This is a genomic window from Moritella sp. PE36 (genome assembly GCF_000170855.1).
Taxonomy (GTDB): domain Bacteria; phylum Pseudomonadota; class Gammaproteobacteria; order Enterobacterales; family Moritellaceae; genus Moritella.
The window spans coordinates 107,674-121,871 of sequence record NZ_ABCQ01000005.1 but is presented as its reverse complement, the minus strand read 5'-3'; the positions used below and the strand labels follow the sequence as shown (position 1 = coordinate 121,871).

The following is a 14,198-nucleotide window of genomic DNA, read 5'->3' as shown; positions in this document are numbered from 1 at the left end:
AGTTGTAATAACCTACAGGTATAATTAGCTTAATTTACTTAATTAACGGATTTAACATGATTCATAGTATGACGGCATATGCCCGTAAAGAGTTTAAAGGCGATTGGGGTACAGCTGTATGGGAGATCCGTTCGGTTAATCAACGTTATCTGGAAACGTACATCCGATTACCAGAGCAATTTCGTGGTTTAGAAGCGGTACTACGTGAGCGTTTCCGTAAACAATTACAACGCGGCAAAGTAGAATGTAACCTGCGTTTTGAAGCCAGCTCAGCAAACAGCGGCGCATTACAACTCAATGAAGCATTAGCCGAGAAATTAATTGAAAGCGCAAACTGGGTATCGAAAAAGGCCGGTAAAGCCAAACTAAACCCGGTTGATATTCTACGCTGGCCTGGCGTTATGGAAGCCGAAGAAAAAGACATGGGCGAGTTATCAACCGACCTATTAAGCTTTTTCAACGAAACCCTGACTGAATTTTTAGAGTCTCGCGCGTCAGAAGGTGAAAAACTACAAGCGATGCTAGAACAACGTTTAGCCGGTATCACTGAACAAGCGGCGTTTGTGCACAGTAAAATGCCAGAGATCATCGTATGGCAACGTGAGCGCATTCAAAAGAAATTCGCTGATGCGAAAATCGAACTTGATGAAACCCGCGTTGAACAAGAACTTATTTTAATGGCGCAAAAATTAGATGTGGCAGAAGAAATCGATCGCTTAAATGCCCACGTAACAGAAACCCACAGCATTCTTAAAAAAGGTGGCGCTTGTGGCCGTCGTCTTGATTTTATGATGCAAGAATTCAATCGTGAATCAAATACCTTAGGTTCAAAATCGATTAGTACAGATATTACTAAGTCAGCTGTAGAGCTTAAAGTTTTAATTGAGCAAATGCGTGAGCAGTTACAGAACATAGAATGATGTTTTGATACGCATCCAATAGAATTCAACACACTGAAATGCCACGTTATTACGTGGCACTTTTGTTATCATGATCTTCCTTTTTTAATCTTATAGCCCTGATTTGGATGATTTGGTTTAGTTGGATACGCTAACGTCAATTGCTGATTTTTTAACATTGGACTGGGATAACTTTTTCTTAATGTATCCGTATTTCGGCCTAATAGTTTTGCTATATCAGTCAGCCCTAAGTACTTCTGATCAGATTTTTCGCATAGTTGAATTATCACTTTTTCGATATCGTTACGTTTGGCTCGATATGACCCATTTCGAATCGGCGACGCAATTTCAAGTAGTTCTTGCCATAGCTGTTTTTCTTCGTCGAGGTCCGGGCTTTCAATATTAAGGTCCGGGCTTTCAAAGCTTAGCTCCGGGCTTTTGCTATCAAAGTCCGGGCTTTCGACGTTTAGGTCCGGGCTTTTGCTATCAAATTCTTCATTTTCACCAAACAGTGATAATTGTGAAAGATCGGGGGAAGACACAAATGTAATACCTTTTCCTGCATCATTATCTGGTGTCGGGACATCAACACCTTTTAGGTGGTAAACCTTACCCTTGTGGTTACCACCAGATGCCAAATAGCCACCTTTTACAAGTTGTGATAGGGCTAAGGTGATATCTCTTGTGTGCTTTGATGTTAACGAGCAAATTCGCTCATGGTTAAACCAAGACTCGGTAGATGCAGTGATTAGAATCGAACGTTTTAGCTCGCTAAGTGCATTATAACTAGCTCCAAAGAGTTCAATTAAATTAGAGTGCATCTCTTCAGAGACCAAATTAACCATTCTCAACTCTAACAGGGTTTGTTCTGGCGAGTCTTTTTCATAAAGGTTAGGTATTTGCCAATTCTGTCTGCGACTATTACTGTAAATTTTAGGTATGCCCGAGCCTGCTTTTTCACTTAAACCAATGTTGAGAAACATTTGATGGATCGCAGGATTACGACAAAGGCTATCACCACCAGCAATCGCATCTTTAACCGGAACGCGCATTAAACCGGGGTTACGAAAACCAATAAAGTCGGGATGTTTCTCTATAAACAATGAGCTATCACTGGTGTAATCAGCGTGCGCGAGCATATTAACCAAGGCTTCACGAATTGCCTCATGCGCTGGCGTATCATCAATGCGTTGTCCATCTTTCAACTGAAAACCTATTTTAAAATCAGCGGTCAGTTTACGAAAAGTCTTGCGATAGAAATCAAAAATATTACCCGACCAAGAACCATCAGGAAATACTCTATCAATCCAGCGATGTGAGCTGTCGTCTTTTTCTTGGTAATCAACAAAGTAATTAGGCAAGGCGTCTTGAATCGCATCCCAAGTACCAAACATTACTAAACCCGCTAAGGTTAAACCTTCTTGTTGAGTCTTTCGGTCTTTTCTCCATGCTTTAATGCTTCGTAGAAAGCCCGCTGTATCCTGTTCTAAAAATGGGTGACCTTGTGGTTTCGCATCGATAAACATTTGGCGATATATTCGCAATGACTCGGCGTCGATATCATCTAAGCCATAACCTTCTAAAATACGGTTATCTCGTACATCTTCGCGTTCAGCTATCATACGAGTTACAGCGTCAGGCAAGCACTTTTGATCGGCTTCATAGCGTCTAACATAAGAGCCCGCGAGTGGATTACCGTTAATATAAATTGGACGAATTTCTCTTGGTGCACGGGGCACTAAAATTCTAATAAGCTGTTTTTCAGCTATCGTAATAACAGAAACATCGACTTCATTTAGTAAATTATGGCTCACCTTATTGGTGTTATTAACCGTATCCCAAATGTTTTTAACTAAAGGCGCAGGGTTCTTAATGCCTTCGAGAGTAAATTTTCCTTTCTTCTCTTTAATGCCAAGTAATATCTCGCCGCCACGGGTATTGGCAAATGCACTATAGCTTTCCCACATGTCACCAGGGACTGCACCACAGCCATCTCGGCCACCAGCAAGCTTGCATTCAACCTAGCAGCTTTCTTGTAATAACTCGATATCAGATAATTCGTTTAAAATAAGATTTGGCATTAAGTGATACGTTTCCATTAGATTTATCGAGTTGAATACCATGCATCATACTGCTTTTCATTTAATATTTCATCATAATCACCTAACCTCGAATCACAGAAATCTACACGTAACCAGCAACTGTTTTTAGCGAAAAAAATAATACCAGCTCATAAATAACTAAAAGACTGATAAATAGCTGAATCCGATTTTTTCGGCACCACCCTCAAGCAGAACCACCATAAATCATCCATACTAGCTTCTAAGTTCCTTTTAAATTTGTAGGCTTTTTGCAACTCGATAGTCTGCAAAGGAGGTCAAAATGGACCACGCGTACGATGATACTAAACAGCTGTTTAGTAATCCTGCGGGGACCGAAGGCTTCGAATTTGTCGAATTCTCGTCTCCCGATCCAAAACAGCTTGCTATGCTTTTCCAACAGTTGGGGTTTCATCCTCATGCCCAGCACAAAACACGCCCGTTAACTTGGTTCAAACAAGGTGATATCCACTTTTTAGTCAGTACAGAAGGTCGTGGTTTCGCCTCTGAATTTGCTGAGCAACATGGTCCTTCCGCCTGTGCCATGGGTTTTAAAGTCACCGATGCTAATAAAGCCTATCAACATGCGTTAAACCGTGAAGCCAAACCGTGTGAGCGTAAAATTCTTGAGTTCGGTGTACCGGCTATTTACGGTATTGGCGAAAGCCTGCTGTATTTGGTCGATGATGATGTCAGGAAGCGGCTTTATCAGGAACAATTTCAATTAACTGGCGAAACTGAAGACCAGTCTAAATCGGCAGGACTCACTTATATCGACCACCTCACTCACAATGTGCAATGTGGGCATATGGATCCGTGGGCTGAATTTTATGAACGCATCTTTAACTTTCGAGAAATCCGTTATTTTGATATTAAAGGCACCATGACTGGGTTGCGCAGCCGCGCCATGACCAGCCCGTGCGGAAATCTGCGCATTCCCATTAATGAAAGCAGCGATAACAAGTCACAAATTGAAGAATTCTTGCAGGAGTACCACGGCGAAGGGATCCAACATATCGCCTTAGGCACGGATGATATTTATCAGACTGTTTCAACGTTAAGGGCTAGCGGTATTGAGTTTTTGGATATACCCGACACCTATTACGACATGATCACAGAACGTTTACCTGGTCATCATGAAGCGATTGAGCAACTAAGAAAAAATCGTATTCTCATTGATGGTCATATCGAATCTGGCAAATTAGTCCTATTACTGCAAATCTTCACCAAGACCTTAATCGGCCCTATCTTCTTCGAAATTATCCAACGTAAAGGCGATGAAGGATTTGGCGAAGGTAATTTTCAAGCTTTATTCGAATCCATTGAAAGAGACCAGCTCGCGCGCGGTGTGCTTTCGGCAAAAAATAAATAACCACAGCGCTCAAGAGGGAAAAATATGAACCGTAGGATCAGCTTTCCACTACGCAAAGGCACCTATTCTCGGCAGGCGCATGCAGACCTGCCTGAACAAGGTATATTTGAGCGAGAAGTCAGTCGGGAAGGTTTCTATGGACCCGCAACACACCTGCATCATAAACATCCACCGACAGGCTGGAGTGAATGGTCAGGTAATCACAGGCCTAGGGCATATAACCTATTAAAGCTGTCCTACTCGCAAATATCGCCTTGGGATGCGCCATTACTGTTACATAATGCCTATTGTCAGATCCGCTTCTGGCGATGTAACGAAAACATGCAAACCTTAGTCAGAAATGCTGACGGGGATGATCTGTTATTTATCCATCAAGGCCACGGCGAATTGTTTTGTGATTACGGTCATTTGAGTGTTAAACAAGGCGATTACGTATTAATTCCACGTTCTTGTTTATGGCGCTTAGAACCTGCCGAACCCATCACATTACTGATGATCGAAGCCACCAATGATTATTATGGTTTACCTGATAAAACTATCGTCGGCCAGCATGCGATATTTGATCAAGCGGTACTGGATACCCCAGAAATAGACGCAGCCTACCTGCAACAACAAGATGAACAGCCGTGGCAAGTGGTGCTTAAACGTTTTAATGAACTGTCGATTATTGAGTACCCTTTCAACCCGCTTGATGTGGTTGGCTGGCATGGCGATGTGTCGGTAGTCAGGATCAACTGGCAAGATATTCGCCCGTTAATGAGCCACCGTTTTCACCTGCCACCCTCCGCGCATTCCACTTTTGTAACCAGTCGATTTGTGGTGTGTACTTTCGTGCCCAGACCAATAGAAACCGATCCGGGCGCATTGAAAGTGCCCTTTTACCACAGTAATGATGACTTTGATGAAGTTATCTTTTATCACCAAGGCGAGTTCTTTAGCCGCGACAATATTGAACCCGGTATGTTGACCTTCCACCCTTGTGGTTTTACTCATGGCCCTCATCCTAAAGCCTATCGCGCAGGTTGTAAGTCTCAGCGCAAAGCAACAGATGAAGTAGCAGTGATGATAGATACTCGCGATGGCCTGGATATTGGCTCCCTGATGCAAGATGTGGAATGGCACGGTTATGTCGATAGCTGGAAAGAATGACGTTATTAAAAATACGCTTATAACAGATAAAACACTTAACGAACACATTGGCGAGAGGTTGAGATGAAATTAGCAACATTACGAAATGGTTCTAGAGATGGCTGCTTATATCTCGTCAGTAAAGACTTACAAACGGCAGTGTGTGTTGCATCGATAGCGGAAAACTTACAATGGGCGTTAGAGAATTGGCCGACTATCGAACCCCAGTTACAAGCTCATTATGCGCAATTAAATAACGGGGCATTAGACGATATTATTCAGTTCTCACATTGCCAACTGGAGTCGCCACTGCCCAGAGCATACCAATGGGCTGATGGCAGTGCTTACGTTAATCATGTCGAGTTAGTGCGTAAAGCCAGAGGCGCTAAAATGCCAGTATCGTTTTGGTCAGATCCGTTAATGTACCAAGGCGGTGGTGACAGTTTTTTAGGTCCTAAAGACAATATCCCCCTGCTAGACTCAGATTGGGGGCTGGATTTTGAGGGTGAGGTAGCCGTGATCACCAGTGATGTAAAACTGGGCGTAAGCACCGCCGCGGCCAGTCAGGCCATCTTATTAATTACCTTAGTCAACGACGTATCATTACGTAATTTGATCCCCAATGAATTAGCCAAGGGTTTTGGCTTCTTTCACAGTAAACCCTCCACCGCCTTCTCTCCCGTTGCCGTTACCCCAGATGAACTCGGCGATGCCTGGGACGGCGCTAAATTACATTTACCGCTATACAGTTATCTCAATGACACCTTATTTGGCAAACCTGACGCAGGCACGGATATGACATTTGATTTCCCGCGCTTAATTGCGCACGCAGCCAAAACCCGCACCTTAACAGCGGGCACCATTATCGGTTCAGGCACTGTGTCTAATTGTGATCGCACAGTAGGTTCATCCTGTATCGCAGAAAAAAGAATGTTAGAAAAAATCGCCTCAGGGGAAATCAGCACACCCTTTCTCCAAGAGGGTGACAAGGTAAAAATTGAAATGCTGGATAAGACCGGACGATCCATTTTTGGCGCGATAGAGCAAAGGGTGGTAATGCAAGATGAAACTTTATAGCTATTCCCGTTCAACGGCCGCTTACCGCGTTAGGATCGTATTAAATTTAAAGCAGATCAGTTATACCATTGTGCCGGTACATTTAGTGCGTAATGGCGGAGAGCAACACTCGGTAGAATATCTGAATGTTAATCCACAAGGCTTGGTGCCAAGCCTTGATATCGCGGCGCCAGGCAGTGAACCACAAATTATCACTCAGTCAGGCGCTATTATTGAATATCTAGAAGAAGCTTTTCCGCAACCCGCTTTATTGCCAATCAATTTAACCCAGCGCGCCTATGTGCGCACATTAACGCAAATCATTGCCTGCGATATGCATCCACTGAATAACTTACGGGTATTACATTATATCGAAGAGTCTTTCGACTGCGATGGACCCGAAAAAATGACCTGGTATCACCATTGGCTGACCAGCGGTTTTGCCGCTATTGAAGCACAACTCACAAGCAAAGGTAGTACCCACTATTGTTACGACGACCAACTGACCATCGCTGATGCCTATTTGATCCCCCAAGTTTATAACGCGCTGCGGTTTAAGCTTGATATGACACCCTATCCTGCTATCAACCGTATCTATCAACACTGTATTCAATTGCCTGCATTTAGCGACGCGGCGCCAGAAAGTCAACCTGATGTAGACAAATAGGCTGACGCAGAAAATAATCCGGCGCAGACAAATGGCCGACGTAGAGTCATCACTAAACTACTTATATAAATGACTAAACTACGTATGTTAATGAATACGTTTTCTTTCTTCATCAAGCCCTTGCCAAAACGCATAGACACCATCGAGCATTTCGTTACCACTGACAATAAAGTGTTCTTCATCAACCTCATTATTAAAATAATAGGCCTCGAGCTCTTCCTGAGTATGGTTGGCATGATTGGCTTCGAGTTTGGCATGCCAAGTAAAAAAGGTCAGCGGTAAACCTTTCAAATCACGCGTTTGGCGGTAATTATTAAACCCAGCAACGAGTTCATCCCAGAACCCTGCAGCTGCCCAGTTCTCAACGGCATAAGAGGCTGCGGTTGACGTTGCATAACTTGCCGAGCCATAGAGCCGCACTAATTCATCACAAAAGAACAAGGTCTTGGCAGAACCAAACTGGCGTCGTCCAATTTGATTAAAGCCGATCCCAAAATAATCCGCTAACTGACTTAACAGTTCAAAATGCGCGGCTTTAAAATGGAACGCGCCACCATCAATACTGCCTTCTATATCACCAAAATCACGTTCCTCTTGGCTCAATTGCGTAGCACGGTTTCGCTTCGGATTTTTGTACACAACACCGATTTCATTGGCTAAGATTTCTTTCGAGGCGCGCATCTCTTCAAGGGTTTCGGCATTAAGCATTTTTTCGAGTTGTGCGACTAAAAATTGATTGGAAAAAACCGAGAATTGCACGATCAACTGTTTAATCTGCACATCATTGAGTGACGCATCGCAAAACCACTGGGTATAGGGATTAGCCGTGATCACCTTGTGATTAAGTAATTCGTTATTGATACGCGTTTGAAAGGCCAGAAAAGCTTGCGCCTTGTCTAAGTCAAAATGGCCAGATTGAATCTCTTCAACCGTGTGGTAAGTGAGTTGTTCCAATCCATGGTCTTTACGGTATGCTTCGATGGCAGAATTATCTCTCATACGGATCCTCCTCCCGAATGTGCCGTACAGCGAGACTGATTAATTTAAGCCTCGCACATTAACACGTCTCAGGAACGCTAAAATGGTGATCGAGCATAGGTTGTTTTTTTATACCCTAGTTGCTAATAGTTTAGTTGCTAATTTCCCCTGTGTCAGTCAAACCACGTTAGCGAGTTGTAATGACAAGCATAATTATTTACGTCATCAACATAGAATAATCACCGTTGCACTTATTATCCGAATGAAGGCGATAAAAGAATAAGAAAACAGCTCTTAGTTTCATTTGAAATAAGGACGATTATATTTGAACTTACAAGGCACTTTTTACGACTAACCCTCTGAGTGACCATAGCAACGACGATATTCGCGTTGTAATAGGGCACCGTAAGACCAACAAAATAGAGGTACGTTATGAAAGTAGTAGTGGAATTTATGGAAACAGGTCGATACAAGGATAAAGTTTGGGAACCTTCATTCCGCACCGGGAAAGGTAGTTTACGCTCAGTCTCACCATCTTATGCAGCACAGTTAATCAAGCAATCAAAAGCCATACTGCATATCAATGAAGACGGCTCGGCAGCGATTGAACACTAACAAGCCTCATTAAGTTCGGGGGCTAAACTGCACACAGCCTAGCCCCTATCATTACGTTGCTATTTTCAATCGGCAAGTGCGGCGTAGATGACGCACTCGACGTTTAGCAGTGACATTGCGGGGTTCTGAGCTACAAAGTGGACGACCCTCGGCATTAAGTCCAATATCTTTTAACAGATACGCATTACCCAATGGGATCTCGCTGGTAGCACGACGAACTTTTGCTACCCACACGCGTTCTTCACGACGGATATCGGCACGAACAAAGAAAACAGCAAGGTGTAAATAAAGTGAATGACGCATAATAATTCTCCAGTATATAGTTTGGATATATAACTTTTGTATATAAAAAATACTGGGAAAAATGGCGTGAAACAATTCGGCTATCTAGAGATATTAATGAGATTAGAACCCTATCAAGCTGCCATTTTTCCGCAGCCTTTAAGAGGTACGGATTAGTTAGTTATTGGTGCCAGGTTTTCGATCGGAACTGGCCAGAAAGGCGTGATGAACGGCCATCATGGAACAGGTATGATCAAAAGATACACAGACGAGTTGAACAAAATTTAAGTTTTTCATGTGTACCTCCAGTTAACTAATTAATCCAAAACAAAGATGTGAGATAAATGTTAAATCACATAAGGGAGTCTAAGCGAAATCACGTATTCTGCAACCGTAAATAAACGCTTAACAATAAAACAAAGTATTATGCTGACAATGCATTTCGTTAGTCGTTTTAACAATATATTCAGCTAGTTAATCGCAAGACCATATTGCAAGACCAATTCAGCAATGGTTTTAGCGTTAAATTTTTTCATCAAACTCGATCGATGTACTTCCACAGTCCGCACCGCAATACATAAGTCATTCGCGATCTGTTGGTTACGCTTACCTTGAACCAATAACAATAATATATCGAGCTCACGCTCTGTCAGAGATTGATAAGATAATAATGCGCTGAGCTGCTCGCTACGCACTAATGATTTCTCGGCGGCAATGGTAATCGCCTGTACTAATTTTTCCCCATCGACGGGTTTTTGCAAGAAATCCACCGCACCCGATTTAAACGCATCCACCGCCATCGATACATCACCATGGCCTGTGAGAAAAATAATTGACAGTGGGCTGTGGCATTGAGTCAAAATAGCTTGTACTTCTTGGCCGCGTAATCCCGGCATCCGACTGTCTAAGATCACACAACCCGGCTGCATGATCTCAGCGTTATCTAAAAATGCCTGGCCACCAGCATAATTCGTGACATTGATATCATAACCACCGAGCATAAATGCCAACGAATCACGTACTGATTCATCATCATCGACAACATAAACAGGGACTGAAACATCATGTTCGACAACAACCGATCCGGTTACAAATTCTTGACTCATATTCATCATCCTCAGTTATGCTGTTATTACTATTACTATTACTATTACTATTGTTATTGTTATTGTTATTGTTATTGTGGGGGTAGTGGTAAATGTATGCTTACGCGACAACCTGCTGGATCAGCGGGCGCTAACGAGAATTGGCCATGATGCGCTTCAATCACATCCCGACAAATGGCTAACCCTAGCCCTAACCCGTCTTTTTTGGTGGTGAAAAACGCATTCTGTAATTCTTCACTCGTCGCTGTTAAGCCAATACCGTTATCTGTGATCGTTAATATTAATCTGTCATCGCTATACTGGCTTGCAATACGAATGTTAGCGTTTATCGGCGCGCTAGCTTCACGCATCAAACAGGCATCCGCGGCATTATTCAATACGTTTAATAATACTTGCTGCAAACCAACAACATCGGTATCAAGTGCAACCGCATTACCTAAACAGGTTCGGCTCACAGTAATATTTTTCTGCTGAAAGTCATACTCTAACAACTCTAAGGTATCCGTTAATAATACTTGCATATCACAACTAGATTTCGCTACTGCACGTTTATTAATAAGTGTGCGCAGCCGTTGCACAATATCATCAGCCCGTTTCACTTGCTGCTGTATTTTTTCTAATGCCGGCACCACCGCACTGGCATCTGCACCTTTATGGATCCGCAATAATCCACCTTGGCTGTAATTCAGGATCGCCGCCAGCGGTTGATTAATTTCATGGGCTAAACTGCTGCCCAATTCACCGACAATTGCTACCCGTTGGGCATGTTCTAACATGGCATTTTTTTCTTTTAAACGATTTAAGGTAGCTTTCAATTTACGCTCACTACGGCTAAAGCGGTATTCCAACATTAAATGATAAACACTTAATAACAGCACAAATAAAAATACCACCCAGGCCCATTGCTGATTTTTCTTGATCCATACTGCCGCCTCTTGCCACCAAGGCCGTTGCAGGGGGTGCATATCTAAATCACGATATAATTGGTCGACAGATAACTGACTAATCGGTGGTGTCCAGCCCGTTGAATAAGCTGCAATACTGGCAGCATGATCACTCGGCAGTGCTAATAAAGCACGGGTTATTTTCTTGGCTAATTTGGCAGAAATGGCACTGGTTTTGGCAATCGACCAGTTCGGGTATAACTCAGTAGACAGCGCGCAAGCAAAGTTATCCGGGCTGATATCATCCAATACGCGAAAAACCCCGGGTTGGATCAGTCCTTCTTCTAACATACTTTCTAGTTGGCACACTGGCACCACCGCCGCGTCAAAATAACCATCACGTAACTGATAAATGATGGCATCGATGGGAAAACCTAAAAACGATACATCGGCAAAAAAAGCGGTTGGGTTAATACCTTTATTTTGCACCGCAAGTTGCATGGTTAAGTAACCACCGAAAGCATTACTGGCAACAGCGGCGATCTTCTCACTGCTGACATCCACTAAGTGCTGATAGTGAGAATCCGCACGGACAATCAAAGCCGAGCCAATCACATGGGTGCCATCACCGAGTTTACTGTTCAACGTCGCTAACCAAGACAGTGGATATTGGCGACCTAAACGTACCGCTTGACCTGGGTTCGTCACGACCACATCAACACTCTGCTGTTTTACTGCGGTTTCCATTTCCGCCAAGGTATATGGATGTAAACGAAACTCGCTATTAGGGATCTGGCTTTGTAACCATATTAACGTCGGTTGCCAGCGTTGTTTAGCTTCAAAGACACCACGTGTGGCTAACACACCCACATCAACGGTGGTAATAACTTGCTTGGTATGCACCCGCGCTTCGCTAGCGCTATTTTTATTGATAGCGTTATCAATCGTGTTGCTGGCATGCACCTGAGTCATCACCAACAATAACGCAGCAATCACTGTCTGTATTAATACGTTACCCATGCCAATTCTCCTGCTCATACTATCCAATTCACCCAACAACCACCTAAGCATACCAAAATAGCCATAAAGCCAAAATATTTATTGTTTTAGATCAATCCAACCCTGTGTATGTGGAAAACCACAATACAAACTACCACTTAATTTCCAGACAATGGCCTTATTCACTATTAACCACAAGGTGTTCTCATGGACTCAAGTAAACGACGCTTAATGACCCGCCTCGGCGCATTAACCGCTGGTGCTGCAATCATCCCGGTGTCGGCGGCTAACCCGTTCACCACCACCATTATCAGAAACAATCAAGCGCCAGACCGTAAAGGTCATACCGGTAAGCGTTATGCCATGGTTGTTGATTTACGTAAGTGTGTGGGCTGCCAAGCGTGTACTGTCGGTTGTAGCATTGAGAACCAAGCCCCTATTGGTCAATTCCGTACCACGGTAAAACAATACGAAGTCACCTTAGATGACGGTAGCAGTGAATTACAAAATGTAAAATCATTTACCTTACCGCGCTTATGTAATCACTGCGAAAACCCACCTTGTGTGAAAGTATGTCCGGTACAGGCCACGTTTCAACGTGAAGATGGCATTGTCATGGTTGATAACGAGCGTTGCGTGGCGTGTGCTTACTGCGTTCAGGCTTGCCCTTACGATGCCCGTTTTATCAATGAAGAAACCCTCACCGCGGATAAATGTACTTTCTGTGCCCATCGCTTAGAAGTCGGATTATTACCCGCATGCGTAGAAACTTGCGTTGGCGGGGCCCGCATTATTGGTGATATCAAAGATCCAAATAGCCAAATCAGCCAGCTCATGCGTGACCATCAAGATGATATCAAGGTATTAAAGCCAGAAGAAAATACCCAGCCACATGTGTTCTACATCGGCATGGATGACGCGTTCACCAGTAAGGTTGCCGGCAAAGTCGCCATCTACGATCCAGCAGGAGATAACGCATGAACATCACCGAAATTTTAGTGCAACCACAAGCCATTGCTTGGCTCCCGTGGGCAGTGCAATACTTTTTCTATATTGGTTCTGCGTATGCGGCGGCGATATTATTTTTATTAAGTTATTTATTCCGCGCCCACACCAGTCATTATTTGCGTTCGGCATTAGTACTCACCATGTCGATTGGCGCGGTTGTTGGCCCACTCGCATTAACCGGTGACTTACACCAACCGGGTCGCGCTTGGCATTTTTATACCAATATAACGCCTTGGTCATGGATGTCGTTAGGCTCGCTGTTTTTACCGTTATTCTCAGCATTAGCGATATTAACCGCCTGGTTATATTTACGTGATGATATTGCCAAACTTAAACACAGTGACAGTGCTATTGCGCAGAAAGTTGCTTGGTTTAGTTTCGGTAACTGGAAAACCACCAGCAGCCAAATTATTGCAGTAACGGTGGTGACGTGTCTCGCTGGTTTAACCATTGCCTTGTACACAGGTGCCGAGATCTACGTGGTGCAAAGTCGCCCACTATGGCATCAACCAGCTGCGCCGCTATTATGGTTTGTGACCGCCTTTATCGGCGCCATTGGTTTTGCGTTATTGTTATTAGCTTTATTCCCTATTCCAGCAAAAGCCAACGTCTTTACCCAAAGCGACCAAGGGCTAATAAAACGCGCCCTGTTAGTCAGCGCGATCTTAGCCGCGGTATTACTGCCAATCTGGGCATCCAACAACCCGTCATTCTCATTATATGAAAGCCAAGCATGGTTAGTCCGTCTCGGCGGTTTAGCGGTGAGCTTTTTAGCCTGTATGGGCATTGCTTTATTGGCCTCTAAAATTGCCCTGTATAACCGCGCACAATTGTTGCTCATGAGTGCCATCAGTTTGATCTGTTGCTGGTATTTACGTTGGGTCACCATCATGGATGTACAAATTATTGCTAAATTTGACCAAGGCCCGTATCCCTACGAACTGCCGATGGGCTCTGCTGGACTGCTCGGTATTCTTGGTATGGCAGGCTTGTGGTTAGCACTGGCATTAGCCGCTTCAGAGATCGTCGCGATACCCGCTAAACCAACAAAAAATAACTCAATCACGAAGCCACTCGCTAAACAACACACAGTAAGGACTTAATT

Annotated in this window: 13 protein-coding genes; 8 read left to right on the top strand and 5 right to left on the bottom strand. The window is 43.6% G+C overall.

Features of this window, described 5'->3' with window-relative positions:
• The first annotated feature begins 56 nt into the window (after positions 1-56).
• Positions 57-920 (top strand): YicC/YloC family endoribonuclease, encoded by an 864-nt coding sequence (locus PE36_RS05395; RefSeq protein WP_006030949.1) that lies wholly within the window; start codon positions 57-59, stop codon positions 918-920.
• A gap of 68 nt (positions 921-988) precedes the next feature.
• Here PE36_RS05395 and PE36_RS05390 read toward each other — a convergent pair whose 3' ends face one another.
• A complete protein-coding gene (locus tag PE36_RS05390) occupies positions 989-2,866 on the bottom strand; it encodes an RNA-binding domain-containing protein (RefSeq protein ID WP_006030948.1) in 1,878 nt (625 codons plus the stop codon).
• Between the two features lie 415 nt (positions 2,867-3,281).
• Between PE36_RS05390 and hppD the strand changes: the two genes are divergently transcribed.
• The 4 genes from hppD to maiA all read left to right on the top strand — a co-directional run bounded on the left by hppD (position 3,282) and on the right by maiA (position 7,221).
• Positions 3,282-4,370, top strand: a complete 1,089-nt coding sequence (gene hppD, locus PE36_RS05385; protein ID WP_006030947.1) for a 4-hydroxyphenylpyruvate dioxygenase — start codon at positions 3,282-3,284, stop codon at positions 4,368-4,370.
• Between the two features lie 24 nt (positions 4,371-4,394).
• Positions 4,395-5,519: a homogentisate 1,2-dioxygenase gene (locus tag PE36_RS05380; RefSeq protein ID WP_006030946.1), complete on the top strand. Its 1,125-nt coding sequence runs from the start codon at positions 4,395-4,397 to the stop codon at positions 5,517-5,519.
• Positions 5,520-5,582: 63 nt separating this feature from the next.
• Entirely contained in the window at positions 5,583-6,575 is a 993-nt protein-coding gene (locus PE36_RS05375) for a fumarylacetoacetate hydrolase family protein (protein ID WP_006030945.1), read from the top strand.
• Positions 6,562-7,221: a maleylacetoacetate isomerase gene (gene maiA / locus PE36_RS05370; RefSeq protein ID WP_006030944.1), complete on the top strand. Its 660-nt coding sequence runs from the start codon at positions 6,562-6,564 to the stop codon at positions 7,219-7,221. The genes PE36_RS05375 and maiA overlap by 14 nt, the downstream gene beginning before the upstream one ends.
• Before the next feature lie 87 nt (positions 7,222-7,308).
• On the opposite strand, the gene PE36_RS05365 is transcribed toward maiA, so the two are convergent.
• Positions 7,309-8,220, bottom strand: coding sequence for a hypothetical protein (locus tag PE36_RS05365; RefSeq protein ID WP_006030943.1), 912 nt, complete (start codon positions 8,218-8,220; stop codon positions 7,309-7,311).
• Between the two features lie 411 nt (positions 8,221-8,631).
• Here PE36_RS05365 and PE36_RS05360 point away from each other — a divergent pair, with 411 nt between their 5' ends.
• Entirely contained in the window at positions 8,632-8,814 is a 183-nt protein-coding gene (locus PE36_RS05360; RefSeq protein WP_006030942.1) for a hypothetical protein, read from the top strand.
• A gap of 51 nt (positions 8,815-8,865) precedes the next feature.
• Here the strand turns inward: PE36_RS05360 and PE36_RS05355 are convergent, their stop codons facing one another.
• From PE36_RS05355 to PE36_RS05345, 3 genes are all read right to left on the bottom strand, one after another.
• Positions 8,866-9,117 carry a hypothetical protein gene (locus PE36_RS05355; protein ID WP_006030941.1) on the bottom strand — a complete coding sequence of 84 codons (252 nt, stop codon included), beginning with the start codon at positions 9,115-9,117 and terminating at the stop codon, positions 8,866-8,868.
• A gap of 449 nt (positions 9,118-9,566) precedes the next feature.
• Positions 9,567-10,202: a response regulator transcription factor gene (locus PE36_RS05350; RefSeq protein WP_043993988.1), complete on the bottom strand. Its 636-nt coding sequence runs from the start codon at positions 10,200-10,202 to the stop codon at positions 9,567-9,569.
• A gap of 71 nt (positions 10,203-10,273) precedes the next feature.
• Positions 10,274-12,124 (bottom strand): sensor histidine kinase, encoded by a 1,851-nt coding sequence (locus PE36_RS05345; RefSeq protein ID WP_232286534.1) that lies wholly within the window; start codon positions 12,122-12,124, stop codon positions 10,274-10,276.
• 168 nt (positions 12,125-12,292) lie between these two features.
• On the opposite strand from PE36_RS05345, the gene dsrO reads away from it, so the two are divergent.
• On the top strand, positions 12,293-13,066 hold the full coding sequence (gene dsrO, locus PE36_RS05340; protein ID WP_006030938.1) for a sulfate reduction electron transfer complex DsrMKJOP subunit DsrO: 774 nt from the start codon (positions 12,293-12,295) through the stop codon (positions 13,064-13,066).
• Positions 13,063-14,196: an NrfD/PsrC family molybdoenzyme membrane anchor subunit gene (gene nrfD, locus PE36_RS05335; RefSeq protein WP_006030937.1), complete on the top strand. Its 1,134-nt coding sequence runs from the start codon at positions 13,063-13,065 to the stop codon at positions 14,194-14,196. Before dsrO ends, nrfD begins: the two co-directional genes overlap by 4 nt.
• The last annotated feature ends 2 nt before the right edge of the window (positions 14,197-14,198 follow it).